The sequence below is a fragment of the Xanthomonas vasicola pv. musacearum NCPPB 4379 genome (genome assembly GCF_000277895.2).
GTDB lineage: Bacteria > Pseudomonadota > Gammaproteobacteria > Xanthomonadales > Xanthomonadaceae > Xanthomonas > Xanthomonas vasicola.
The window spans coordinates 2,987,381-3,010,273 of record NZ_CP034655.1 but is presented as its reverse complement, the minus strand read 5'-3'; the positions used below and the strand labels follow the sequence as shown (position 1 = coordinate 3,010,273).

Below are 22,893 nucleotides of genomic sequence, written 5' to 3'. Positions count from 1 at the left end.
AGACGGCTGCGCGGGCCGCGGGAAGAAACGCTGTAGATGTAACGCACCAACCACCTTTGGATCAGCGTTGCGTCCTGCAGGCGCATGCGACAAACGCGGCCCGCGCTGTAAGTGCGTTGCACGCATCACGCTGCCAGCTCCTGCGCACCAGGCAGTTGCCGTGGCGGCAGATCAGCCACTGCTTCGGCAATTGCGCGGATATGGTCCGGCGACGTCCCGCAGCACCCACCCACCAGATTGAGCAAGCCGGACTTGGCAAACTCACGCAAGGTTTCGGCCATTTCCTCAGGCGTTTCATCGTATTCGCCAAAGGCGTTCGGCAAGCCGGCATTCGGATGCGCGCTGACATAGGCATCAGCGATCTGCGAAAGCGTCTCCACGTGTGGGCGCAGATCCTTGGCGCCGAGTGCGCAATTCAGGCCGACCGACAACGGCCGCCCGTGCGCGACGGACGCATAGAACGCTTCTGCAGTCTGTCCGGACAAAGTGCGGCCAGATGCGTCGGTGATGGTGCCGGAGACCATCACCGGCAAACGTCCGCCGCGTGCTTCGAAGACTTCTTCAATCGCATACAACGCGGCTTTGGCGTTGAGCGTATCGAAAATGGTTTCCACCATCAGCGTATCCGCGCCGCCATCGATCAATCCCTCGATGGCTTCGCGATAGGTTTCGCGCAGCGCATCGAAACTGGTATTGCGGTAGCCGGGATCGTTGACGTCCGGGCTGATCGACGCAGTACGGCTGGTGGGGCCGAGGACACCAATCACAAAGCGTGGTTTGTGCGGCGTCAGCGCTTCGACAGCATCGCAGCATGCACGCGCCACCTGCGCGCCTGCCTTGTTCAACTCGTACACCAGATGTTCCAGGTGATAGTCGGCCTGGCTCACCGAGGTGGCGTTGAAGGTATTGGTTTCCAGCAGGTCTGCGCCCGCGTCCAGATAGGCGTGATGGATGCCGGCAATGATTTCCGGGCGAGTCAACAACAGCAGATCGTTGTTGCCCTTGAGGTCGTGGCCTTCTGGTGCATGCGCGTGATCGCAACCGGGGCCGTGCACATGCGCGCTGTCGTAACCTTCGACAAAGCGGGTGCCGCGATAATCGGGCTCCTGCAGATCGTGGCGCTGAATCATGGTGCCCATCGCGCCATCGATGATGAGGATGCGCTCGGCGAGCGCGGCAGTGAGCTTGGCCGCGCGCTCGGGATGCAGCCAGGGCAATGCAAACGGGATCGGGGATTCGGAATTGGGAATTCGCGCGTGCGTCATAGTCCGGTTCTCCGCGCAGCAGTGTCTTTGTTTTCCACGAATCCCGAATCCCGAATCCCGATTCCCGGCTTCACAGCAATCAACGAGATCACTTCGAAATGGGGCGGGCGTTTTTCGCGCGTCACCGTCTCCAGGCTGGAGACGTCCAGCCCGGCTTTTTCCGCAAACTTGCGCAATTCCTTGGCGGCAAACCCGAGATTGACGTGGCCGTATGCATGCACTGCAGCGCGGTGTTCATGCTTGGCCAGGCTGCACAACAGCAGGCGGCCGCCGGGGCGCAACACGCGTGCCGATTCGGCCACCGCCTGCTCGGGTTTGGCCGCGTAGGTGAGCGCATGCATCAGCACCACCAGGTCGAAGCTGGCATCGGGGAACGGCAGTGCATGCATGTCGCCTTCGCGCACTTCCACGTTGCGCAGTTTGCGCAGGCGCTCGCTGGCGGCCGCGACCACGCGCGCACTGGTGTCGATGCAGATGTAGCGCGTGGCGTGCGGCGCCACCAGTTCGGCCAGCACGCCGTCGCCGGAGGCAATGTCGAGCACGTCGCCGGTTTCCAGCAGCGGCAGGGCGGTGCGCGCCAAGGCCTCCCAGGTGCGTCCAGGCGAGTAATGGCGTTCCATGTCGCCGGCCACCGAATCGGCCCAGTTCTGGTCGGCTGCACGGTTGGCCAGCACGGCGGCCACGCGTTCGGCATCTTGGCGCAGCAGCGGGTCGTCGCTGCCGGTGCTCAGTGCCAGCCATAGCGCACGCTGGGCCGGGTCCAGTGAGACTTCGTCGAAGCGGTAGTAGGCCGACACCCCGGCGCGGCGGTCGCGCACCAGCGCGGCTTCCTTGAGTTTGGCTAAATGCGTGGACACGCGCGGCTGCGCCAACCGAGTGATAGCTGACAGCTCGGCCACGGTGAGTTCTTCCTGCTCCAGCAAGGTCAACAGGCGAACTCGGGTAGCGTCGGCAAATACCTTCAAGCGGGCCGACCAGTCTTCCAGATCCATGAATATCTCTATATCGCGATATGGAGATATTTTCGACCGGGCAGCAGGTGCGGTCAACTGCATACGCATGCGAATGGTTGACGCTACAATGGGGCTCAGCTCAGGCCTGGAGGGGTGCGACGTGGATTTCAGCTTTACCGAAGAACAATTGATGATCCAGGATGTGGCGCGCCGCATCGCGCAGGAAAAGATCGCGCCCAGCGCAGAGCAATTCGACCGCAGCGGCGAATTTCCGTTGGAAAACATCCGCTTGCTGGGCGAAAACGGACTGATGGGCATCGAGGTGCCGGCCGAATACGGCGGCGCCGGTATGGACCCGATCAGCTATGCGCTGGCGATGATCGAAATCGCTGCCGCCGATGCCGCGCACTCCACCATCGTGTCGGTCAACAACTCGCTGTTCTGCACCGGCATTTTGAAGAACGGTAGCGAAGCGCAGAAGCAGCTGTACGTACGCGCGATCGCCGAAGGCACGCATATCGGCGCGTTCGCGCTGACCGAGCCGCAGTCCGGTTCGGATGCCTCGGCAATGCGCTGCCGCGCGGTGAAGCAAGCCGATGGCAGCTTCGTCATCAATGGCAAGAAGAGCTGGATCACCTCCGGCCCGGTGGCCAAATACATCGTGTTGTTCGCGGTGACCGAGCCGGACAAGGGCTCGCGCGGCATCACGGCCTTTATGGTCGATACCGATCGCGCCGGTTTCCACCGCGGTAAGACCGAGCCCAAGCTGGGCATCCGCGCCTCGGCCACTTGCGAGATCGAGTTTGCCGATTACGTCGCGCAGCCCGATGAGGTGCTGGGCGTGGAGGGCGAGGGCTTCAAGACCGCGATGAGCGTGCTGGATGCCGGGCGCATCGGTATTGCTTCGCAGGCGGTCGGTATCGCGCGTGCGGCGTACGAAGCCACGCTGGCCTACGTCAAGGAACGCAAGGCGTTCGGCGCCGCGATCGGCACCTTCCAAATGACGCAGGCCAAGATCGCCGACATGAAGTGCAAGCTGGATGCAGCGCTGCTGCTGACGCTGCGTGCAGCATGGTTGAAGGGGCAGGGGCAGAAGTTCGGCACCGAAGCGGCAGTGGCCAAGCTCACGGCGTCCGAAGCGGCGATGTGGATCACTCACCAAGCCGTGCAGATTCATGGCGGCATGGGGTATTCGAAAGAGATGCCGCTGGAGCGTTACTTCCGCGATGCCAAGATCACCGAAATCTACGAAGGCACTTCGGAAATTCAGCGGCTAGTGATTGCGCGCGGCGAGACCGGGCTGCGCTAAACCAAATACGGCGGCGACATGCCTGCATGTGCGTGTTGCAGCTGCGTCCGTGCGTGCAAGGCGAGGACGGTGGTGATGGCAGGCGCGCCATGTTGAAGCTTTGACCACTGTCCAGCCCCTACGATATAGCACGCACGACTGCGCATGGCGGCGAAAGGCGGTACATATGTCGGGGCGCAGGCATGCACGTCTTCCCGAACCTGGTGTGCGAACGTGCTTGTGGCAGGTCCCATGGCCGGACCACAATCGTCTATCCCCCAACGGCGCACGTGCTATGTCCCGTTTCTGGTTTCGCCCAGCCTGGCGCTGGCTCGCTTGTGCTTTGCTGCTGCCGATGACGGCATTGCCGGTGTTCGCCCAGAGCACTCCGCCGGCCTCGATCGTGCCCACCGATCGCCTGCAGGAGCCCTGGTGGGCGCAGCGGCATGCGCAGGTGCTGGAGCAGGTCAAGCGTCATCCGGATGCGCCATTGTTGCTGATCGGCGACTCGATCACTCAGAACTACGAAAAGGCGCAGGGCCCGGACGAGGATTTTCAGTCCACGTGGCAGCCGTTCTACGGCAGCCGTGGCGCGCTCAACCTGGGTTTCAGTGGCGATGGCACTGAGCATGTGCTGTGGCGATTGAACAACGGCGAGCTCGCGGGCCTGCAGCCCAAGGCGGTAGTGGTGTTGATAGGCACCAACAACACCGGCTACCTCGGCCAGAGTGCCGAGCACACCTTGATGGGCATTGATGCTGTGGTCGCCACGCTGGAACAGAAACTGCCGCGCACGCGGATCCTGTTGCTCAGCGTGCTGCCTAGTGCAGTGTCCGCCGAGAAGTCGCGCCGTGACGCCGAGGTCAACCGGGAGCTGGCGGTGCGTTATGGCGACAATCCGCGGGTGAGCTTCCTGGACGTCAGTAGCGTCTTCCTGCGCGACGGCAAGCTGCGCGGCGACTTGTTCTACGACGGCCGCCTGCGTCCGCCCGGAGGCGCGTTGCATCCGGACACCCAAGGGCAGCGCATGATGGCCGAAGCGATCGAGCCTACCTTGGGGCGCATGCTCGGTGAGGCACCGGTCAAGCCGGTGGCCGAGCTGGGCCTGGATGCGGCGACCTCGCTGATGCCGGTCGATTGGCTGGAGCAGGATTCCTACGATTGGTATGGCCGTCACCATGCCGCGCTGGCGGCTGCGCGTGCGCTGCAGCCGGAGGTGGTGATGATTGGCGACTCGATCACCCATTTCTGGGGCGGGGTGCCGCGCGGCAAATGGCAGAACGGTCCCAAGTCCTGGCGCTGGTTGTACGGCCGACGTTCGGTGTTGAACCTCGGCTTCGGCTGGGACCGGACCCAGAACGTGTTGTGGCGGATCCGCCAGGGCGAGCTGGATGGCTTGGCGCCGCGTTGGGTGGTATTGCTGATCGGCACCAATAATTTGGTGGGAACCGCACAAGCGCGTGCCAGCACTCCTGCCGAAACAGCTGCAGGTGTCGAGGCAGTGGTTTCCGAAGTGCGCCGTCGGCTGCCGGCCAGTCAGCTGATCCTGATGCAAATTCTGCCGCGCGGGACCCGGCCCGATGATCCCAAGCGGGCGCCGATCGTGGAAACCAATCGTCTGCTGGAAGCCCACTTTGCCGGCAGTCCGGCAGTCCGCTTGGTCGACATCGGGGCGCGCTTCCTGCAGCCAGACGGCACCTTGCCGTTGGCACTGATGCCGGACGGGACCCATCCCAGCGAAGCCGGCTACGCCATCTGGGCGCAGGCGCTGCGCGAGGCCGGGATCACTGCCGCGCCGTAAGGTGATGGGGTATGCCGAGCTCGCCGACAGGCGAGCGAGGCTGTTGCCTGCGGTCGGCTACGTCGAGCGTGGCGCGGCTGCAGAGAACAGCGGCGACCGGGCCCGGCTCCGCCGTGCAGTCGAACGGGCGCGCGCGCGCGATGGGATGGATGGCGCGCCAGTGTTGCCGCCGAATGCTCCGATCGCAGGTCGTCAACGATGACGAACCCCAGAAACCAGAAGACCCCCGATTGCTCGGAGGTCTTTTTAAACTGGTGCCCAGAAGAGGACTCGAACCTCCACGAAGTTGCCCCCGCTAGCACCTGAAGCTAGTGCGTCTACCAATTCCGCCACCTGGGCAGGTGAGCCGCGAATTTTGCAGGCCCCCGGCTGGCTTGTCAATGGGTTCCATGCGGCAATCGCCGGCGGTCGCGCCGGCCTTGCTGCCCATCTCGCCGCGCCACGCAGTACCATGTAAGCAATGACAAAGAAAAAAACCCCAGATTCCGATCGGCCGAGTCGCCGCAAATCCACCAGCGCAGGCGAGTCAAGCACTGCCGAGCAGCAGAAGTTGCCAGGCTGGATGCCAGACTTCCTGGTCCGCGCCGCCGCCGGCGCATCGACCAAGTCTGCCAATAAGCGCGCTGCCGACAAAGCCGCCGGTGCTGCGCCGCAACCGCTGGACGCACTGCCCACGCCGCCAGCTCCGCGCGCACCGCATCCGCGCAAGAGTGGCCCGCCTGCGCCGCCGCCGGAACGCTTCCAGACTCCCGCGCCCGCCGCTGCCACGACTCCGGCTGCCGCAACCCCCGCTGCCGAATTCAAGGATCCGCATGCCGACCGCGAGGCCCTGCGTTATGCAGAGCCGATCGCCAGCCGCGAGGCGATCCTGCAGTTGCTGGAAGCCTGCGACGGTCCGCAGACCGCCGAAGAAATTGCCGAGCAGCTCAACCTGAGCGACCGCATCGATGCGCTGGGCAAGCGCCTGTCCGCGATGGTGCGCGAAGCACAGCTGGTGCAGAACCGCCGTGGCGGTTACGCGCCGGTGCAGCAGACCAGCCTGATTGCCGGTGTGGTGATCGCCAACCCGGAAGGCTTCGGTTTCCTCAAGCCCGATGGGGGCGGCGACGACCTGTTCCTGCCGCCGTTCGAAATGCGCAAGGTCATGCACGGCGACCGCGCGTTGGCCAACGTCACCGGCATCGACCGTCGCGGCCGTCGCGAAGGCGCGATTGCACGCGTGCTCGAACGTGGCATGTCGCGCATGCTGGGGCGCTTCTTTTATGAGCACGGCGTGGCTTACGTGGACCCCGACGATAAGCGTATCCAGCGCAATGTGCAGATCGCGCCGGACGGTATTGGCGAGGCGCGCGAAGGCCAATTGGTAGTCTGCGAACTGATCGCGCCGCCGGACGCGCGCCGCCCGGCGATCGGCAAGATCATCGCGGTGCTTGGCGACAAGCTGACCCCGTCGCTGGTCGTCGAAATGGCCATCCACGGCCACGAACTTCCGCATGAATTCCCGCAGGAAGTGCTGGACGAAGCCGCAGCGGTGCCGCTGGTGGTCGAGCCGCAGATGATCGGCGGGCGCGTGGATCTGCGGCAAATGCCGCTGGTCACCATCGATGGCGAAGACGCCAAGGATTTCGACGACGCGGTGTATTGCGAACCCAACGCCGACGGCTTCCGTTTGGTGGTGGCAATCGCCGACGTGTCCAACTATGTGCGTCCCGGTACGCCGCTGGATGACGAAGCGCAAAAGCGCGCCACCTCGGTGTATTTCCCGGGTTTCGTGGTGCCGATGCTGCCGGAAACGCTGTCCAACGGCATCTGCTCGCTGATGCCCAAGGTCGATCGCATGTGCTTCGTCTGCGACATGCAGGTGGGACGCGATGGCGAAGTGACCGGCTCGCGTTTTTACGAAGCGGTGATGAATTCGCATGCGCGCCTGACCTATAACCAGGTCTGGAAGGCGGTGGGCGAAGACGATGCGGATACCAAGGCCTTGATCGGCCCGTTGCTGCCGCAAGTGCAGCGCCTGCATCAGCTGTATCACGTGCTGTCGAAGGCGCGCACGCATCGTGGTGCGATCGAATTCGAAACCTCCGAAGTGCGCTTCGTGCTCGACAACACAGGTGAAGTCACTCAGGCCGGCATGCTGGTGCGCAACGATGCGCACAAGCTGATCGAGGAATGCATGATCGCCGCCAACGTCGAGGCGGCGCGCTATCTGTTGAGCATGCATGTGCCCGCGCCGTACCGCGTGCACGAGCGGCCGCCGGAGAGCAAGTTCGAAGACCTGCTGGAGTTCCTCAAGGAATTCCAGCTGAGCCTGCCGGCATGGAGCAAGGTGCGCCCCGGCGACTACACCAAGTTGCTGAAGAAGGTGCGCGCGCGACCCGATGCAGCGCTGCTGGAATCGGTGCTGCTGCGCAGCCAAAGCCTGGCGGTGTATTCGCCCGAGAACAACGGCCACTTCGGTCTGGCATTGGAGGCGTACGCGCACTTCACCTCGCCGATCCGCCGTTACCCGGATCTGCTAGTGCATCGCGCGATCAAGCACGCCTTGACCGGCGCCAGCCCGGAAAAATTCATCTACACCCCGCGCCAGATGGCGGCGTTGTCCCTGCAATGCTCCGAACGTGGCCGGCGTGCCGACGAAGCCGAGCGCGAAGTGGACGAGCGGTACCGCGCCGCGTGGATGGAAAAGCATGTAGGTGGTCAGTTCGACGGCGTGATCAGCGGCGTGACCGGATTTGGTCTGTTCGTCGAATTGACGCAGTCCAAGGTCAACGGCCTGGTGCATGTCACCCAGCTGCCGCAGGACTATTACCAGTTCGACCCGATCCGCAAGACGCTCAGCGGCGAGCGCCGCGGCCGCGAGTTCCGTCTGGGCGACCCGGTACGCGTATTGGTGCTCAAAGCCAGCATGGAAGAGCGCAAGATCGATTTCCGCCTGGCCGAAGATGGCGCAGCGCCCGCAGCGCCCGAAGCGCCGCTGCCGCCACGCGAAAAGCCGACCAAGCGCAAGAAGAAGTCGTACTGAGCCGATGGCGTTGCGGGCGGCCGAGGTGGCGCCCGCGATGCGCGTAGTAGCCAGCAAGAGCATTTACCGCAACATCGCGAGCCGTCTTCAGGTGGGCGTGGACGGTGCTCAGGAACCGCCGCATGCGAGCGTTTTCCGCCCAATCCGGGAACCGGTCGCTACCGCCTGAGTCAGGGCATTCCTTGCGTGAGCTGATCTGAATGCAGGTGCATTCATTGCGAGCGTTGCTTGTGCGCAATGGCGTCCGTAACAGACTGATGTGCGGAGCAGACGATGGACACTTCAAGCGAATACAGCGGTGGCTGCCAGTGCGGTGCCGTGCGTTTTCATGTGCGCGGTGCGTTGGTAGACGCGTCGATCTGTCACTGCCGCATGTGCCAGAAGGCCTTCGGGGCGTACTACGCACCGCTGGTGTCGGTGCGCGGCACCGAGTTTCGTTGGACCCGTGGCGCGCCCAAGCGCTTTGCCTCCTCGTCGGTCGTACAGCGCGGTTTTTGCGCCGAGTGCGGTACGCCGTTGACCTATGAAGCGCCCGATGGCGTGGCAGTTGCGGCAGGTACATTCGATACGCCAGAGCAGTTGCCGCCGCATATTCAGTACGGATTGGATCGCAAGCTGCCATTCGTCGATACCTTGGCGCAGCTACCCACGCGCCCACCCGAAGACGATGCCACTGCGGAAGCCTTTTTGGTCAGCGTGGTCTCGCGGCAGCATCCGGATCATGACACCGAGCAGTGGCCGGTATGAGGCGTCGTTTTGGTTGCGTTGTGCTGTTGATCGCGGGACACGAGCATCAACGGCGTTACCGCGCTCGCTGACTTTATTCGCCGCGATGAGACGTGCCAGCGCACCATTTGATAGCTGTCCATCGGCACGTTGATCTACGCGACCGGCATGCGTTCAAGGCAGGCACGCGCTAGCCAGACCCCGCACACTCCCCGCCCCCAGCGCCGATGCCATTGCCCTCGCGGCTCCGTCGGCGTCGCCACCGCTCCTACGCCTCGACCGTGACGTAACCGGCCGCAGGCCCTACCATTCCCCTTTATCTCTTCGTATGCCCGCGCAATGAGCAAGCAGAACCAGTGGATCGTCGGCGTCAATGCTGTCGCCTCGTCCGTCGAGAACGACGCCGATAACGTGCGCGAGGTATTGATCGAGGCCGGCAGCAAGAACCCGCGCCTCACCGAGATCGAGGAACAGGCGCGTCGCAAGGGCATCGATGTGCGCCGGGTCAACACCCAGGCGCTGGACGGCGTAGGCGGGCAGGTGCGCCATCAAGGCGTGGCCGCGCGCTATGCGGCGGCACGGCTGTGGGCCGAGAACGAACTGGAAGGCCTGGTCGAAGCCGCAGAAGGGCGCGCGCTGGTGCTGATCCTCGACGGCGTGCAGGATCCGCACAACCTCGGCGCCTGCCTGCGCAGCGCGGCTGCTGCTGGCGTCACCGCAGTGGTGATTCCCAAGGACAAGTCGGCCACGGTGAACGCGACCGTGCGCAAGACCTCTGCCGGTGCAGCAGACCGCATTCCGGTGGTGGCGGTGACCAATCTGGCGCGCTGCCTGCGCGACCTGCAAAAGCAGGGCGTGTGGCTGTATGGCCTGGCCGGCGAGGCGGAGGCATCGTTGTACAGCGTGGATCTGCGCGGCAATGTCGGGCTGGTGCTTGGTGGCGAGTCCGATGGCCTGCGCCGTCTCACGCGCGAGCATTGCGATGGTTTGGTCAAGATTCCGATGCCGGGCGAGATCGAGAGCCTCAATGTGTCGGTCGCCACCGGTGTGACCCTGTTCGAGGTCGTGCGCCAGCGCCTGGGTGCGTAATCGCCCGCGTGCGGCAGGGTCGAGCGCAGGCGTGTTGGCCTCTGTATGGCACACGTCTCGCGTCAGGTAAGTCAGCCGCAGTTCCCCATCGGCCCATCGCTGACAGGCATCTGCGCACTTCTGCGCAGTTGCCGGGCGCAAGACGTCAGGCGGTCTACACGCAGGGCGTTGCAGCAAGCCTTTCGATCCACAGGCACCAGTGGGCGAACGCGCCGTAGCGTTTTTGCCTACCATATCGCCAGCAAACGGCGCATTGTGTGTGATGAACAATGGGGTGGGCGCCTGGCAAACAGGCGAGATCAGTTGCGGCGCACAGGCGTCAGCACGACGAGCAAACAGACGGTGGCTGCGCTGCTTCGGTACCGGCGCCTGCCTGCTATTGGCGCTTTGTTCGCTCGCAGCGTTCGCGGCATCACCTGGCGCTGCGCGCTTACGCGACTACGCCATCGATAGCTGGAGCTCGCGTAACGGGCTGCCGCACAACTCCTTGCGCGCCATCGCCCAGACCCGCGACGGTTATCTGTGGTTCGCCACCTGGGAAGGCCTGGTGCGCTACAACGGGCTGGAATTCAGCGTGATCGATCGCAGCGCGCGCACGGGGCTACCCGATAACGGCGTTGGCGCGCTGTATGTAGACCGCGATGGTGCGCTGTGGCTGAGCGATGCGCGTGGCAATCTGGTCCGGCACGGTGCCGATGGGCAGTGGCAGCAGTGGCAACGGCGCGAGCAATGGCCGCAGGCATTGATCCATGCCATGACCATGGACGCCGAAGGGCGCATGTGGCTGTTGTTCGAAGGGCATGGGCTGGGGTGCCTGTGGCCGGATGGACGTTTCGACTATTTCCCGCCGGACGATGACGCGCCGCTGCAGAGCAGCTTTCCGCGCATGGTGTTCGATGCGCAGGGGCGCTTGTTGATCGGCACCTTCGATGGGCTGATCTACCGCGAACCGGATGGGCGTATGCACCGCGCGCCAGCGACATTCGGGTTTCCGCCGGGGCTGGCATGGCCGTATCGCGCGACGGACGGCACGGTGTGGGTGGTCGCGGGCGACCAGCTGTACCGCCTGCAGGGCGAGCGTGCCGAGCTGGTGCATCGGGTGCCGGGGCAGGGCCACTTCACCGCGATGCTGCAGGATCACCATGGCGATCTGTGGCTGGGCAGCGAAAATCAGGGGCTGCTGCGGATCGGGCCGTATGGCGTGGAGCATCTGCCGGCTGGTCGCAGCCTGCCGACCGGGCGCATTGTCAGCCTGCGCGAAGATGCCGAAGGCAGCATTTGGGTCGGCGCCAACGGCGGGCTGTTCCGGCTGCGCGAAATCTTGTTCAGTAGCTACAGTCACCGTGACGGCTTGAGCGGCGACTATAGCCGCGCGCTGCTGGAAGACCGCGACGGCAGTCTGTGGATCGCCGGAACTGCCGGCCTGGACCGGATGCTGCCGGACGGGCGCATCGTGCCGGTGCCGGTGGTCACACCGTCCGGCCGGCGCCCGTCGGTGCTTAGCCTGGCGCTGGACGGGCATGGCGACCTGTGGGTAGGCACCTACGCCGATGGCGTCTTCGTATTGCGCGATGGACGCTTGCTACGGCATTACGGTGAGGCCGATGGCATTCCCCGCGGGCATATCCGCGCGATTGTGATCGACGACCACGGTGCAGTGTGGCTGGCGACCCAGCGTGGCGTCGTGCGCTTGGTAGACGGCAAGCACGCGCCATTGGCGAACGAAGGATTGCCCACGGGCGTGGTGATGGCGCTGGCCAGCGTCGATGGTGGGTTGTGGATCGGCTCGGTCGACGGCGCGGTGGTGCTACGCAACGGCAAGCTGCAGCAGTTGAATCTGGAAAGCCTGGGCGGCGCGCGCAGCGTGTTCGGTTTTCAGGCTATCGGCGACGCGATGTGGATATCGACCGATCGCGGCCTGTATCGCGAGCGCAACGGCGTGCTTGCACGCGTGGGTCTGGAGCAGGGCATGCCGGTCGACACGGTGTTCCAGATTGTCGAAGACCGGCTTGGCAATGCGTGGATCAGCAGCAATCGCGGCATGCTGCTCACCGAACTCAAGACACTTAATGCAGTGGCCGATGGGCACGGCGCGCTCGTTATCGAACGCTATGGCGAGATTGATGGCATGGGCAATGCGCAGGCCAATGGCAGTTCCGGCCCCAGCCTGCTGCGGCGTGCCGACGGCACAGTGTGGGTGGTCACAGCCGGCGGCGTGAGCATGGTCGACCCGGCACGGTTGCAGCGCTTCCGCGAACGCCGCACGCCGCCGGCATTGATCGAAAGCGTGCAGCAGGATGGCCGCCCGTTGGCATGGAGCCAGCGCGAGCAGCTGGCTGGCGGGCACCGTTTGAATGTGTCCTATGTCGGCATGAGCTTCTTGCTGCCGGAGCGAATCGAATACCGAACCCGGTTGGAGGGCCTGGACACTACCTGGACCGAACGCGGCCGGCAGCGCAGTGTGGAATTCATCGGCTTGCCGCCGGGGCGTTATCGCCTGCAGGTGGCTGCGCGCCATCCTGGCGGGGCGTGGAGCCCGCACGAAGCGGTGTGGGCGTTCGAGGTATTGCCGCTGTGGTGGCAACGCCAGGATGTGCACATTGCCGCGGTGCTGGGCGCGCTCCTGCTGCTGGCTTTGCTGTATCGCGTGTTGCTGCATGGCTATAAGACCCACAATGCGCGCTTGGCCGAGCTGGTACGCAAGCGCACTGAAGACTTGCAACTGCAGGCGAAGCGCTTGCTGCAGGCCAATCAGGAAAAGAGCGAGCTGCTGACGCGCCTGCGCATCAAGTCCGATGTCTTCGAGCGCCAGGCGCACGAAGATGCGCTGACAGGGCTGCCCAACCGTCGCCACTTCGATGAAGCGCTGGCGCGCGACATCAGCCGTGCACGGCGCAGTGCGCGGCCGTTGGTGCTGGCGATTCTGGATATCGATCACTTCAAGCGCATCAACGACCACTACTCCCACGCCAGCGGCGATGCGGTGTTGCACGAGGTGGGCGTGCTGCTCACAGCGGCCGCACGCGCCTCGGATCTGCCGGCACGCCTGGGCGGTGAAGAATTTGCGCTGCTATTGGCCGACACCACTTTGGAGGAGGCCCAGGCGCTCTGCCTGCGCATCCGTGCGCTGTTCCATGCCCGCCACGACTGGTGGGGCAGCGTGGAGGGCTTGCAGGTGACCTTCAGTGCCGGCGTGGCCGAGCTGCGCGACGACGACACCGGCTCTTCGCTGATGCAGCGCGCCGATCACGCCTTGTACGAGGCCAAGAGCGCTGGGCGCGATCGGATTTGTGTGGGTTAGCGGCGGGGAATCGGGATTTGGGAATCGGGAATCGCAAAAGCGACGCGCCTGCCACTTCCCTTCTCCTGCGGGACAAGGTGCCCGAAGCGCGGATGAGGGTACGACAGCACGCAGCGGTGCCGCGCTGTGACTAGGCAGTCGTGATTCGTGGTTGGTAGCCGCGCGACCAGCGCTGCCAACTAAGGAAACACAACGCGTTTACCAATCCCAAATCCCAACCCTAAACCGGCCCCGGCCAGGCGTTGGCGATCGTGCAGAACAGGCGTGCGGTCTGTTCGGTGTCGTAGACCGCGCTGTGCGCGTCTGCGGCATTCCAGTCCAGGCCTGCGGCCTGGGCCGCGCGGGCCAGTACGGTCTGGCCATAAGCCACGCCGGCCAACGTCACTGTATCGAACACGCTGAAGGGATGAAACGGGTTGCGTTTGTGGCCCACGCGCGCGACTGCGGCGTTGAGAAAGTTCAGATCGAAATGCGCGTTGTGGCCAACCAGGATCGCGCGCTGGCAACCATATTTCTTCACTGCCGCGCGTACCGGCGCGAACACATGGTCCAGTGCGTCCTTTTCCTGTTTCGCGAAGCGGAACGGGTGGTCGAGCACGATGCCGGTGATTTCCAGCGATTTCGGGTCGATTTCCAGCCCGGGCGCAGGTACCAGATGCGCGCTGGCAGTGTCGCCGGGAAAGAAGCGTCCGGCGGCATCCATTTCGATCGGCACGCAGGCGATTTCCAGCAGCGCGTGCTTGTTCCAGTCGAACCCGCCCGTTTCGACGTCCACCACCACAGGCAGATACCCGCGAAAGCGGCGCGACATCGGCAAAAAAGAGGGGGCAGGCTGTGCATCGACCGGTTCATTCATCCGCATAGCCTAGCAGGTCGCGCCCCAGGCTCTGCCATGGACACAAGGCTGCAGTTGTCCTGGGGTGGAAGCGCAATGCATTGCAGGGGGCCGCCGTCCCGTGCGCGCGCCTTGCATTTTTTCAGAGTCGGCACGCATCACTGCTACTCGATACCTGCGCGCCCTTGGCGCCGACCTGATGATCGCAGTGCCGATCACACAGCGTCGGTTGCTCCAGCCCGACCATAGCCCGACCATTAAAAAGGCCCGATCCGCGTTGCCACGGACCGGGCCTCCCTAACGACACAGTAGGCGCGCTGTTAGCGACCGGCGACGACGCTGGTGATCAGCCCGGTGGCCACTGCGATCAGCACGTAGGTGTTATCCACGCGACGCCATTCGTGCGCGCGCGGCGGTTGCTTGAGATGGTGCTTGTGGTAGTCGGCAACGCGGTTGCCACGATGGTCCGGTGCCAGACGCTCGCCACGACGATACGGCGGACCGCGGCGGTCGTTGCGATCGTCATGCGCATTGCGTCGATCATCGCGCCGGTCGTCGTGTCTGTCATCGCGATGGTCGTCACGGCGGTCAGGGCCATGATCGTCTTTATGCTGCGCAATGCAGTCACGATCATGATCGAGGTGGTCGTGCTGTTGCGGCGCTGCAACCGCTGCGCCAGAAGTCAGCAGCGACAAAGCCATCAAAGATCCAACGAAACGTTTCATCAGCGGACTCCTGCGTCACAGGAACCGCCTGTGCAACTCCACCGTAGGAATTGAAGCTGAAAACGTAATGAAATAGCGCGTTTTGGCGCTTTTTCGCCGGCTAGCGCGGCAGCGATGCAGCGCTGCCGCAGCTTAGATGACGCCGGTGCTGCTGGTGTCGTCGCGCTTCACACGCGGCGGCAGCGGCTGTTCGCCATGCACTAGGAACCACACGTTCTCAGCGATGTTGGTGGCGTGGTCGCCGATGCGTTCCAGATTCTTGGCCATGAACAGCAAATGCGTGCACGGGCTGATATTGCGCGGGTCTTCCATCATGTAGGTGAGCAGTTCGCGGAACAGCGCGGTGTATTGCGCATCCAGGCGCGCGTCTTCATCGCGGACGCGGATCGCCGCATTGGCATCCTTGTCGCGATACGCCTGCACGGCATCGCGCACCGCGGTGGCGGCCATCTGGCCCAGTGCGCGCAGACCAACGGTCTGCGGCAGCGGCGGTGCGGAATTGAGTGCGATCGAGCGCTTGGCCACGTTGGCCGCGTAATCGCCGATGCGTTCGATATCGGCCGGAATGCGCAGGCCGGCGAGAATCTCGCGCAGGTCGCGCGCCATCGGGCCGCGCAATGCCAGCCGCATCACGTCATGGCTGATCGCATGCTCCAGCGCGTCGATCGCCTCGTCGTTGACCACGATGCGATGCGCGGCATTGTCGTCGCGACGCTCCACCACATCCAGTGCGGCTTCCAGCTGCGCCACCGCCGTGTCGCCCATGCGCACGATCTCGGCGATAAGACGGTGCTGCTCCTCGTCGTAGCTTTTGACGATATGGTCGTTGAGGTGCTGGTTCATCGTGATCTCGATTCGTGGCAGTGGTGAATGTCCGCCGTGATCTTGGCGACTTGGCACATGATGCAAATGTCGTGCCGGGCGGCGCGACGGAATTGCTTCAGTGCGGCGTTACGCTGGCGCGGCTTACATCAACCGAAACGACCGGTGATGTAGTCCTCGGTCTGCTGCTTGGACGGCTGCGAAAAAATGGTTTCGGTGCGGTCGTGTTCGATCAGATCGCCCAGGTACATAAAGGCGGTGTAGTCGGACACGCGCGCGGCCTGCTGCATGTTGTGGGTCACGATCACGATGGTGTATTCGCGCTTGAGCTCTTCCACCAGTTGCTCGATGCGGCTGGTGGAAATGGGATCTAGCGCCGACGTGGGTTCGTCCAGCAACAACACATCCGGACGCAGTGCCACCGCGCGTGCGATGCACAGGCGTTGCTGCTGCCCACCGGAAAGACCCAATGCACTTTGCCCCAGCTTGTCCTTGACCTCGTCCCACAGCGCGCCCTGACGCAACGCCTGCTCGACGCGGCTCTGCATGTCGGCCTTGGAGAGTTTTTCGTGGTGGCGGATGCCGTAGGCGACGTTCTCGAAGATCGTCATCGGAAACGGCACCGGCTTCTGAAACACCATGCCCACCTTGCTGCGCAGGCGGTTCATCGGATACTTCGGCGACAGAATGTTTTCGTTGTCCAGCAGCACCTCGCCGCGGGCTTCCATCTTGGGATACAGCGCATAGATGCGGTTGAAGATGCGCAGCAAGGTCGACTTACCGCAACCCGAAGGCCCGATCAACGCGGTCACGCGCTTTTCCGGGATCTCGATATTGATGCTTTTGAGCGCGTGATACTTGTCGTAATAGAAATCCAGATTGCGTGCGGCCACCTTCACTGCCGCCTGCGCCGTTGGCACCCCCTTGGCGGCCGGAACAGCGATGCGATGCATCGGCTTGGCGTTTTGGAGATCGTTCATGTCGGGCGTCCGGAAGAAAGGTCAGTCATTGGAGATCTTGTTACGCAACAGCAGGGCACGCGCGCCCAGGCTGACCAGCAACACAAACACGGTCAGCACCAGTGCACCGGCCCAGGCCAGGGTCTGCCAGGTGTCGTACGGGCTGCCGGCAAATTGATTCATGATCACCGGCACGCTGGCCATCGGCTGGAAGATATTGCTGTTCCAGTACTGATTGCCGAACGCGGTGAACAGCAGCGGTGCGGTTTCGCCGCTGATGCGTGCCAGCGCAAGCAGGATGCCGGTGAGGATGCCGGCCGAGGCGGCGCGATATAACACCTGCACGGTGACCTTCCACTGCGGAATGCCCAACGACAATGCCGCTTCGCGCATCTGCGCTGGCACCAGCCGCAGCATTTCGTCGGTGGTACGCACCACCACCGGCAGCACGATGAAGGCCAGCGACAATGCGCCGGCAAATGCCGAAAAGCGCCCGCCGGTCTGCATCACGTACAAGGTGTAGACGAACAGGCCAAGCACGATCGAGGGCGCCGACAACAGGATGTCGTTGACGAAGCGCACCACCACGCCGGTCTTGCGTGCATTGCCGTATTCGGCCAACCAGGTGCCTGCAGCAATGCCTAGCGGTGTACCGATGGCCAGCGCCAGCCCGCACATCACTGCGCTGCCGAAGAACGCATTAAGCAAACCGCCTTTCTGCATCGGCGGCGGTGTCATCTTGGTAAACAAATTGAGGTCGATGCCAGGAACGCCCCTGGACAACAGCGTCCACAGGATCCAGGCCAGGAAGAACAGGCCGAACAAGGCCGTGACGCACGAGAGCAGCAACGCAATGGCGTTGGTCAACCGGCGGCGGTTGTACAGCGATTGCGACACCGAAGCGGTGGACATCAGTTGCCCTCCCGGCGCGACAGCTGCATCAGCATGAAGCGGGCGATGGCCAGCACGATGAAGGTCACGATAAACAGCACAAAGCCCAGCAGCAGCAAGGCCGAGCGGTAGGTTTCGGTGGCCTCGCCGAAATCGTTGGCGATCAATGCTGCGATGGTGGTGCCGGGCTCCAGCAGCGACGGCGACAAGCGCACCGTGTTACCGACCACAAATGCAACTGCCATGGTTTCGCCCAGTGCACGTCCCAGCCCCAAAAACACGCCACCGATCACGGCCGAGCGGGTGTAGGGCAGCACGATGTCCCAACTCACTTCCCACTTGGTGGAGCCCAGCGCGTAGGCCGATTCTTTCAGGCGCGTGGGCACGGTCAGAAACACTTCGCGCATCACCGACGAGATGAAGGGAATCACCATGATCGCCAGCACGAAACCGGCGGTCAGCAGGCCGATACCCAGCGGCGGGCCCTGAAACAACGGGCCGATCAGTGGCAACGTGCCGAGATGATCGTTGAGCCAAGGCGTCACGTGCTCGGTCATCACCGGCACCAGCACGAACAGGCCCCACATGCCGTAGATGATCGACGGGATGCCGGCCAGCAGTTCGATGGCGGTGCCAACCGGGCCACGCAACCAGCGCGGCGCTACTTCGGTGAGAAAGAACGCAATACCGAAACTCACCGGCACCGCGATCAGCATCGCAATCACTGCGGTGACCAGGGTGCCGTAGATCGGTGCCAGCGCACCGTATTTGTTTTCGACCGGATTCCAGTCGGAGGAATAGAAGAAACTCAGGCCCTGCATCTGCAGGGCATGGCGTCCGCCCCACAGCATCGACAGCGCCGCGCTGCCGAGCGCCAACAGGACAAAAACGACCGTAGCGGCCAGCGCGAGCTTGAACAGGCGATCGGCGCGTGCATCGCGCAGGTCGCGGCCGCGTGGCGCGGTCATCGCTTCGGGAATGGCGGTGGCATTCATTCGATTGGACTCGTCACCCGCGCAACGGCGGGAGCGTGAGACAGCAGGAACCGCGAGGCACCGTCAGGCACCTCGCCGCAGCGCACCCCGCCGAAAGGGCGGGTGCAGGCATTACTTGAACTCGCTGCCCCAATAGGCTTCGATCTGCTTCACCAGCTCCGGCGGCAGCGGTACGTAATGCAGTTCGCTGGCCTGGGGTTGGCCGTTTTCCAACGCCCACTTGAAGAAATCCAGCGTCGCCTTGCTGCGCGCAGCATCCTTGGGCTGCTTATGCATCAGCATGAAGTTGGTGGCGGTGATCGGCCACGCCTTTTCGCCCGGTGCATTGGTGATCACCAGGTTGAAGTCCTTCGCGTTGGCCCAATCGGCGCTGGCAGCGGCGGCGGCGAAGCTTTCCGCATTTGGCTCGGTCCACTGGCCGGCCGCGTTCTGCAGCGAGGTGTACGGCATCTTGTTCTGCAGCGCGTAGGCCAGCTCGACGTAACCGATCGAGCCCTTGATCTGCTGCACGTACGAGGCAACGCCTTCGTTGCCCTTGCCACCCACGCCGCCCGGCCACTGCACCGACGTGCCTTCGCCGACCTTGCTCTTCCACTCCGGACTGACCTTGGACAGGTAGTTGGAGAAGTTGAAGGTGGTGCCCGAACCATCCGAGCGATGCACCAGGTTGATCTTGGTGGCCGGCAGGGTCACGCCCGGGTTGGCCGCGACGATGGCCGCGTCGTTCCACATGGTGACCTTGCCCAGGAAGATGTCGCCCAGCAGGGCGCCGGTCAGGCGCAGTTTGCCCGGTGCGATGCCTTCCAGATTGACGACCGGCACCACGCCGCCGATGGCGGACGGGAACTGGCCCAGGCCGGCCTGCGCGAGTTCGGCGCTGTCCAGCGGCTTGTCGGTCGAACCGAAGTCCACGGTGCCGGCCTTGATCTGTGCAATGCCGCCGCCGGAGCCGATCGACTGGTAATTGACCTTGTTGCCGGTGGCGGCGTTGTAGTCGGCCGACCACTTGGACACCAGCGGGTAGATGAAGGAAGCGCCGGCGCCGGAGATTTCAGCACCCCTGGTGTCGCTGGCAGTGGCGCCTGCGGTCGGTGCGCCCGTTGCGGCGTCGCCGGACTGTGCGTCCTTGCCGGGCGAGCACGCGGCCAGGGCGAGGGCGATGGTGAGGGACAGGGCGGTCAGGCTGGCCGACTGCAATTTCATGGAAGCTCCGAGGCTGGATTGGCCGGGGTATCCGGCAGGCCACGCTATGAAATGATGTTTTTGTTACACCCGCATGACAGCGCCTTGCGGCCAAGCTGTCACAAAAAAAGACGCGGACCGCGGAGGGCGTCATACCCTCCGGGATCCGCGTCCCGGGGCGACGCCGGGAGAGAGACTGCGTCGTTCCTTTGCGCGCGTTTTCGAATCTGCCGCCAGGGCGGCACTACACGGCACATCTGTATCAGCTGAGGCAGGGGAGTCGGATGGACATTTGACTCCCCTGCTCTGAAACATCGCATGCCCCGCCTGTCGCTGTGTTACCGATGTGCGTGGTGCTTAGAGCGGTAACAGAACGTGGCGAGCAGCCGTCAGGTGGCCGGGACGGCGCGGAGGAACCGGAGTGGATGAGTGGTACATGCCGGTTCCGAGCACCGGCCGTGCCCGCCTGGCGGTTGTGCAGTAGTTCTGGTCTGCTCTTAGTGCGGCAGATTCTTGGCCCAGTAGGCCTCGATCTGGGTCACCAGCGTGTCCGGTAGCGGCACGTAGTCCAACTGCTTGGCCTGCGCATCGCCCTTGGTGTAGATCCAGCGGAAGAATTCCAGCGTGTTCCTCAGGCCAGCCGGGTTCTTCGGCTTCTTCTGCACCAGGATGAAATTGGTCGCCGTGATCGGCCAGGCGTTGTCGCCCGCCGCATTGGTCATCACCAGATAGAAGTCCTTGCTGCTGCCCCAATCGGCGCTGTTGGCAGCGGCGGCGAAGGTTTCATCGGACGGCTGTACGAACTTGCCGGCAGCGTTCTTCATTGCGGTGTAGGCCATTTTGTTCTGCAGCGCGTACGACAGCTCGACGTAGCCGATGCCGCCCTTGATCTGCTTCACGTAGGCAGCCACGCCTTCGTTGCCCTTGCCGCCGATACCGGTCGGCCACTGCACGGCAGTGCCTTCGCCCACCTTGCTCTTCCAGTCCGGGTTGACCTTGGACAGGTAGTTGGTGAAGTTGAAGCTGGTGCCCGAGCCGTCGGAGCGATGCACCACGGTGATCTTGCCTTCCGGCAGCTTCACGCCCGGATTGAGCGCGGCGATGGCCGGGTCGTTCCAGGTGCTGATCTTGCCCAGGAAAATGTCGCCCAGGGTCTTGCCGTCCAGCTTGAGCGCACCGGCGGCGACTCCCGGCACGTTGACCACCGGCACCACGCCGCCGATCACCGAGGGAAACTGCGCCAGGCCGGCAGCAGCCAGTTCTTCCGGCTTGAGCGGGGCGTCGGACGAGCCGAAGTCCACGCTGGCCGCCTTGATCTGGGCAATGCCGCCGCCCGAACCGATCGATTGATAGTTGACCTGCTTCTTGGTGGCAGCGTTGTAGTCGGCCGACCACTTGGACATCACCGGGTAAATAAACGACGCGCCAGCGCCGGTGACATCGGCAGCCTGGGCGCACAAAGCCAGCGAGGCGGCGAGTACGCCGACGGCCAGACGGGTCTTGAAGGAGTGGATCACGGAACAGCTCCAGTAGTGAAGGGATGAGAACGTCCCGCAGTGGCGCCATTGCAGGGCAACGGCATGACCGTGCGGTGTCTGAGAAATGACAAGACGATGACGGCGTTGCGCCGTCGGATGTTCAGACCGGTAGCAAATGGAGGCCGCCGCGTGCGCTCGACCGAGCACATGCGGTGGCGATGCGCTTACCAATAGAACTGCGCGCGTGCTTCGATGATCGAGGGGTTGTCGTCTACCAGGCCGCGCGTGGTGCTGTTGTGACGGGTGCTGTCGACCTTGGCGTAGTCGAGGGCGAACTTGAAGTTGGAGCGCCAATACCAGTTGGCGCCGACCGTCCAGATATTCATCTTGCCGCCAAGCACGCCATCGACGAACGGCGTGTTGCCGTTGGCGACCAAATGGCCGTCGTTGAGGTCCAGGGTGTCGTAGCGCACTGCCAGCTGCCACATGCCCGATGCCGGCTCGTTGGGCAGCGGGGTGGTCGGCACGCCGGCCTTATAGCCCCAGGTTTCGCCGGTGAGGTTCCAGACGCCGCTCACGTACCAGCCATCACTCCTATAGTCGTGTGCGTTGGCGCCAATGCGATTGGCGTTTTCCTGGAAGTACTCGCTCTGCAGCTTGAATGGCCCGGTGATCCACATCGCCTCGGCACCGGCAACACCGACGTTGTCGACATTGGTGATGGCGCCGCTGTCGATCAGGCGAACGGTGGTCAGGTCGGCATCGGGACGTGCGCGCAGGCGCAAGGTGTCGTCATCGGTGTCGTAGGTCAGGTAGCTGAGGCCAAAGTGCAGCACGTTGCCGGTCTCGTTGATCGGCGCCCAGGTGCCGCGCGCACCATAGCCACTGCCGTGGGCCTGGTTGCGGGTCAGCTCGCGGCCGAACGCACTGGCGGTCACGCTCCAGTTGTTGTCGCCCATGCCGTAGGCCACGCCCAGCCGGCGCGAGATGCCGTAGGTGTTGGTGACCGACGCCTTGGAAACGAAATCGTTGTTCTTGGTGCTGGACAATTCTTCCAGGCTGTTGGGCTGCTTGAACTGACCGATCTGCAGATAGTTGTTCGCGTTGCCGCCGAACTTGTACTTGATGTTGGTATCCAGGAACCGCCCGGTGCTGCGCACGGTGGTGCCGCGGATGGTGACTTCCTTCAGCACGCTCGGATCGTACCCGGCCACCCATTCGAAGTTGCCCGGGCCCTTGCCCTTGAGCACCAACTCCGCGCGACGGATGCTGAATTCGGTATTGTCACCGTTGGCGCCGATCGCGCCATTGAGGTCCTGGACATCGTTGTGGAACCAGTTGCCGTCGGCCTGGACCAGGCCTTCCAGCGAGATCTCCGAGCCGCCGATCACATCGATGGCGATTTCGGCATGTGCTGCAGGAGCGGCGAGTGCCAGCAGCAGCGCGGAACCAAGCAGGGTGGGAGCGAGTTTCATAGATGCCTTGCGACCTGAGAAAGTGGGCGCAGGCTATGGTGTGAAAGTTGCGTTAATGTGACAAAACAACGGAAACGTAACAA

At 63.6% G+C, this 22,893-nt stretch carries 17 protein-coding genes, 1 tRNA gene and 1 other RNA gene; 6 read left to right on the top strand and 13 right to left on the bottom strand.

Annotation, left to right across the window (positions count from 1 at the left end; all coding sequences use genetic code 11):
* Nucleotides 1–125: 125 nt before the first annotated feature.
* Both KWO_RS13995 and KWO_RS13990 read right to left on the bottom strand, forming a co-directional pair.
* Complete coding sequence (locus tag KWO_RS13995; RefSeq protein ID WP_010380164.1) at nucleotides 126–1,265, bottom strand: homocysteine S-methyltransferase family protein; 1,140 nt, start codon at nucleotides 1,263–1,265, stop codon at nucleotides 126–128.
* A complete protein-coding gene (locus KWO_RS13990) occupies nucleotides 1,262–2,257 on the bottom strand; it encodes an ArsR family transcriptional regulator (protein WP_010366462.1) in 996 nt (331 codons plus the stop codon). Before KWO_RS13990 ends, KWO_RS13995 begins: the two co-directional genes overlap by 4 nt.
* Before the next feature lie 88 nt (nucleotides 2,258–2,345).
* Here KWO_RS13990 and KWO_RS13985 point away from each other — a divergent pair, with 88 nt between their 5' ends.
* Together KWO_RS13985 and KWO_RS13980 are read left to right on the top strand one after the other, a co-directional pair.
* On the top strand, nucleotides 2,346–3,527 hold the full coding sequence (locus KWO_RS13985) for an acyl-CoA dehydrogenase family protein (RefSeq protein ID WP_017113776.1): 1,182 nt from the start codon (nucleotides 2,346–2,348) through the stop codon (nucleotides 3,525–3,527).
* Between the two features lie 334 nt (nucleotides 3,528–3,861).
* A complete protein-coding gene (locus KWO_RS13980; protein WP_227479905.1) occupies nucleotides 3,862–5,307 on the top strand; it encodes a GDSL-type esterase/lipase family protein in 1,446 nt (481 codons plus the stop codon).
* A 252-nt stretch (nucleotides 5,308–5,559) separates the two neighbouring features.
* Here the strand turns inward: KWO_RS13980 and KWO_RS13975 are convergent.
* Nucleotides 5,560–5,646 (bottom strand) — tRNA-Leu (locus KWO_RS13975).
* Between the two features lie 121 nt (nucleotides 5,647–5,767).
* Here KWO_RS13975 and rnr point away from each other — a divergent pair.
* The 4 genes from rnr to KWO_RS13955 all read left to right on the top strand — a co-directional run bounded on the left by rnr (nucleotide 5,768) and on the right by KWO_RS13955 (nucleotide 13,448).
* Nucleotides 5,768–8,332, top strand: coding sequence for a ribonuclease R (gene rnr, locus KWO_RS13970; protein WP_017112809.1), 2,565 nt, complete (start codon nucleotides 5,768–5,770; stop codon nucleotides 8,330–8,332).
* A 273-nt stretch (nucleotides 8,333–8,605) separates the two neighbouring features.
* Nucleotides 8,606–9,079 (top strand): GFA family protein, encoded by a 474-nt coding sequence (locus tag KWO_RS13965; protein ID WP_010366469.1) that lies wholly within the window; start codon nucleotides 8,606–8,608, stop codon nucleotides 9,077–9,079.
* A gap of 318 nt (nucleotides 9,080–9,397) precedes the next feature.
* Complete coding sequence (gene rlmB / locus KWO_RS13960) at nucleotides 9,398–10,147, top strand: 23S rRNA (guanosine(2251)-2'-O)-methyltransferase RlmB (RefSeq protein ID WP_010366472.1); 750 nt, start codon at nucleotides 9,398–9,400, stop codon at nucleotides 10,145–10,147.
* Nucleotides 10,148–10,409: 262 nt separating this feature from the next.
* A complete protein-coding gene (locus KWO_RS13955; protein WP_010380152.1) occupies nucleotides 10,410–13,448 on the top strand; it encodes a ligand-binding sensor domain-containing diguanylate cyclase in 3,039 nt (1,012 codons plus the stop codon).
* A gap of 220 nt (nucleotides 13,449–13,668) precedes the next feature.
* Here the strand turns inward: KWO_RS13955 and rnt are convergent, their stop codons facing one another.
* The 10 genes from rnt to KWO_RS13905 form a co-directional block, all read right to left on the bottom strand.
* Nucleotides 13,669–14,310 (bottom strand): ribonuclease T, encoded by a 642-nt coding sequence (gene rnt, locus KWO_RS13950; protein ID WP_017112811.1) that lies wholly within the window; start codon nucleotides 14,308–14,310, stop codon nucleotides 13,669–13,671.
* 293 nt (nucleotides 14,311–14,603) lie between these two features.
* Complete coding sequence (locus KWO_RS13945) at nucleotides 14,604–15,008, bottom strand: RcnB family protein (RefSeq protein WP_010380148.1); 405 nt, start codon at nucleotides 15,006–15,008, stop codon at nucleotides 14,604–14,606.
* Between the two features lie 132 nt (nucleotides 15,009–15,140).
* Nucleotides 15,141–15,851 (bottom strand): phosphate signaling complex protein PhoU, encoded by a 711-nt coding sequence (gene phoU, locus KWO_RS13940; protein WP_010366481.1) that lies wholly within the window; start codon nucleotides 15,849–15,851, stop codon nucleotides 15,141–15,143.
* A 128-nt stretch (nucleotides 15,852–15,979) separates the two neighbouring features.
* A complete protein-coding gene (pstB, locus tag KWO_RS13935) occupies nucleotides 15,980–16,810 on the bottom strand; it encodes a phosphate ABC transporter ATP-binding protein PstB (protein WP_010366483.1) in 831 nt (276 codons plus the stop codon).
* Between the two features lie 21 nt (nucleotides 16,811–16,831).
* Entirely contained in the window at nucleotides 16,832–17,701 is an 870-nt protein-coding gene (gene pstA / locus KWO_RS13930) for a phosphate ABC transporter permease PstA (protein ID WP_010366485.1), read from the bottom strand.
* A complete protein-coding gene (pstC, locus tag KWO_RS13925) occupies nucleotides 17,701–18,675 on the bottom strand; it encodes a phosphate ABC transporter permease subunit PstC (protein WP_010366487.1) in 975 nt (324 codons plus the stop codon). Before pstC ends, pstA begins: the two co-directional genes overlap by 1 nt.
* 111 nt (nucleotides 18,676–18,786) lie before the next feature.
* A complete protein-coding gene (pstS, locus tag KWO_RS13920) occupies nucleotides 18,787–19,878 on the bottom strand; it encodes a phosphate ABC transporter substrate-binding protein PstS (RefSeq protein ID WP_017112812.1) in 1,092 nt (363 codons plus the stop codon).
* Between the two features lie 342 nt (nucleotides 19,879–20,220).
* Nucleotides 20,221–20,295, bottom strand: a non-coding RNA gene (locus KWO_RS13915) — sX9 sRNA.
* Between the two features lie 59 nt (nucleotides 20,296–20,354).
* Nucleotides 20,355–21,374 (bottom strand): phosphate ABC transporter substrate-binding protein PstS, encoded by a 1,020-nt coding sequence (gene pstS / locus KWO_RS13910; protein WP_010366490.1) that lies wholly within the window; start codon nucleotides 21,372–21,374, stop codon nucleotides 20,355–20,357.
* 185 nt (nucleotides 21,375–21,559) lie between these two features.
* Nucleotides 21,560–22,810 carry an OprO/OprP family phosphate-selective porin gene (locus KWO_RS13905; RefSeq protein WP_010380140.1) on the bottom strand — a complete coding sequence of 417 codons (1,251 nt, stop codon included), beginning with the start codon at nucleotides 22,808–22,810 and terminating at the stop codon, nucleotides 21,560–21,562.
* Nucleotides 22,811–22,893: the final 83 nt, after the last annotated feature.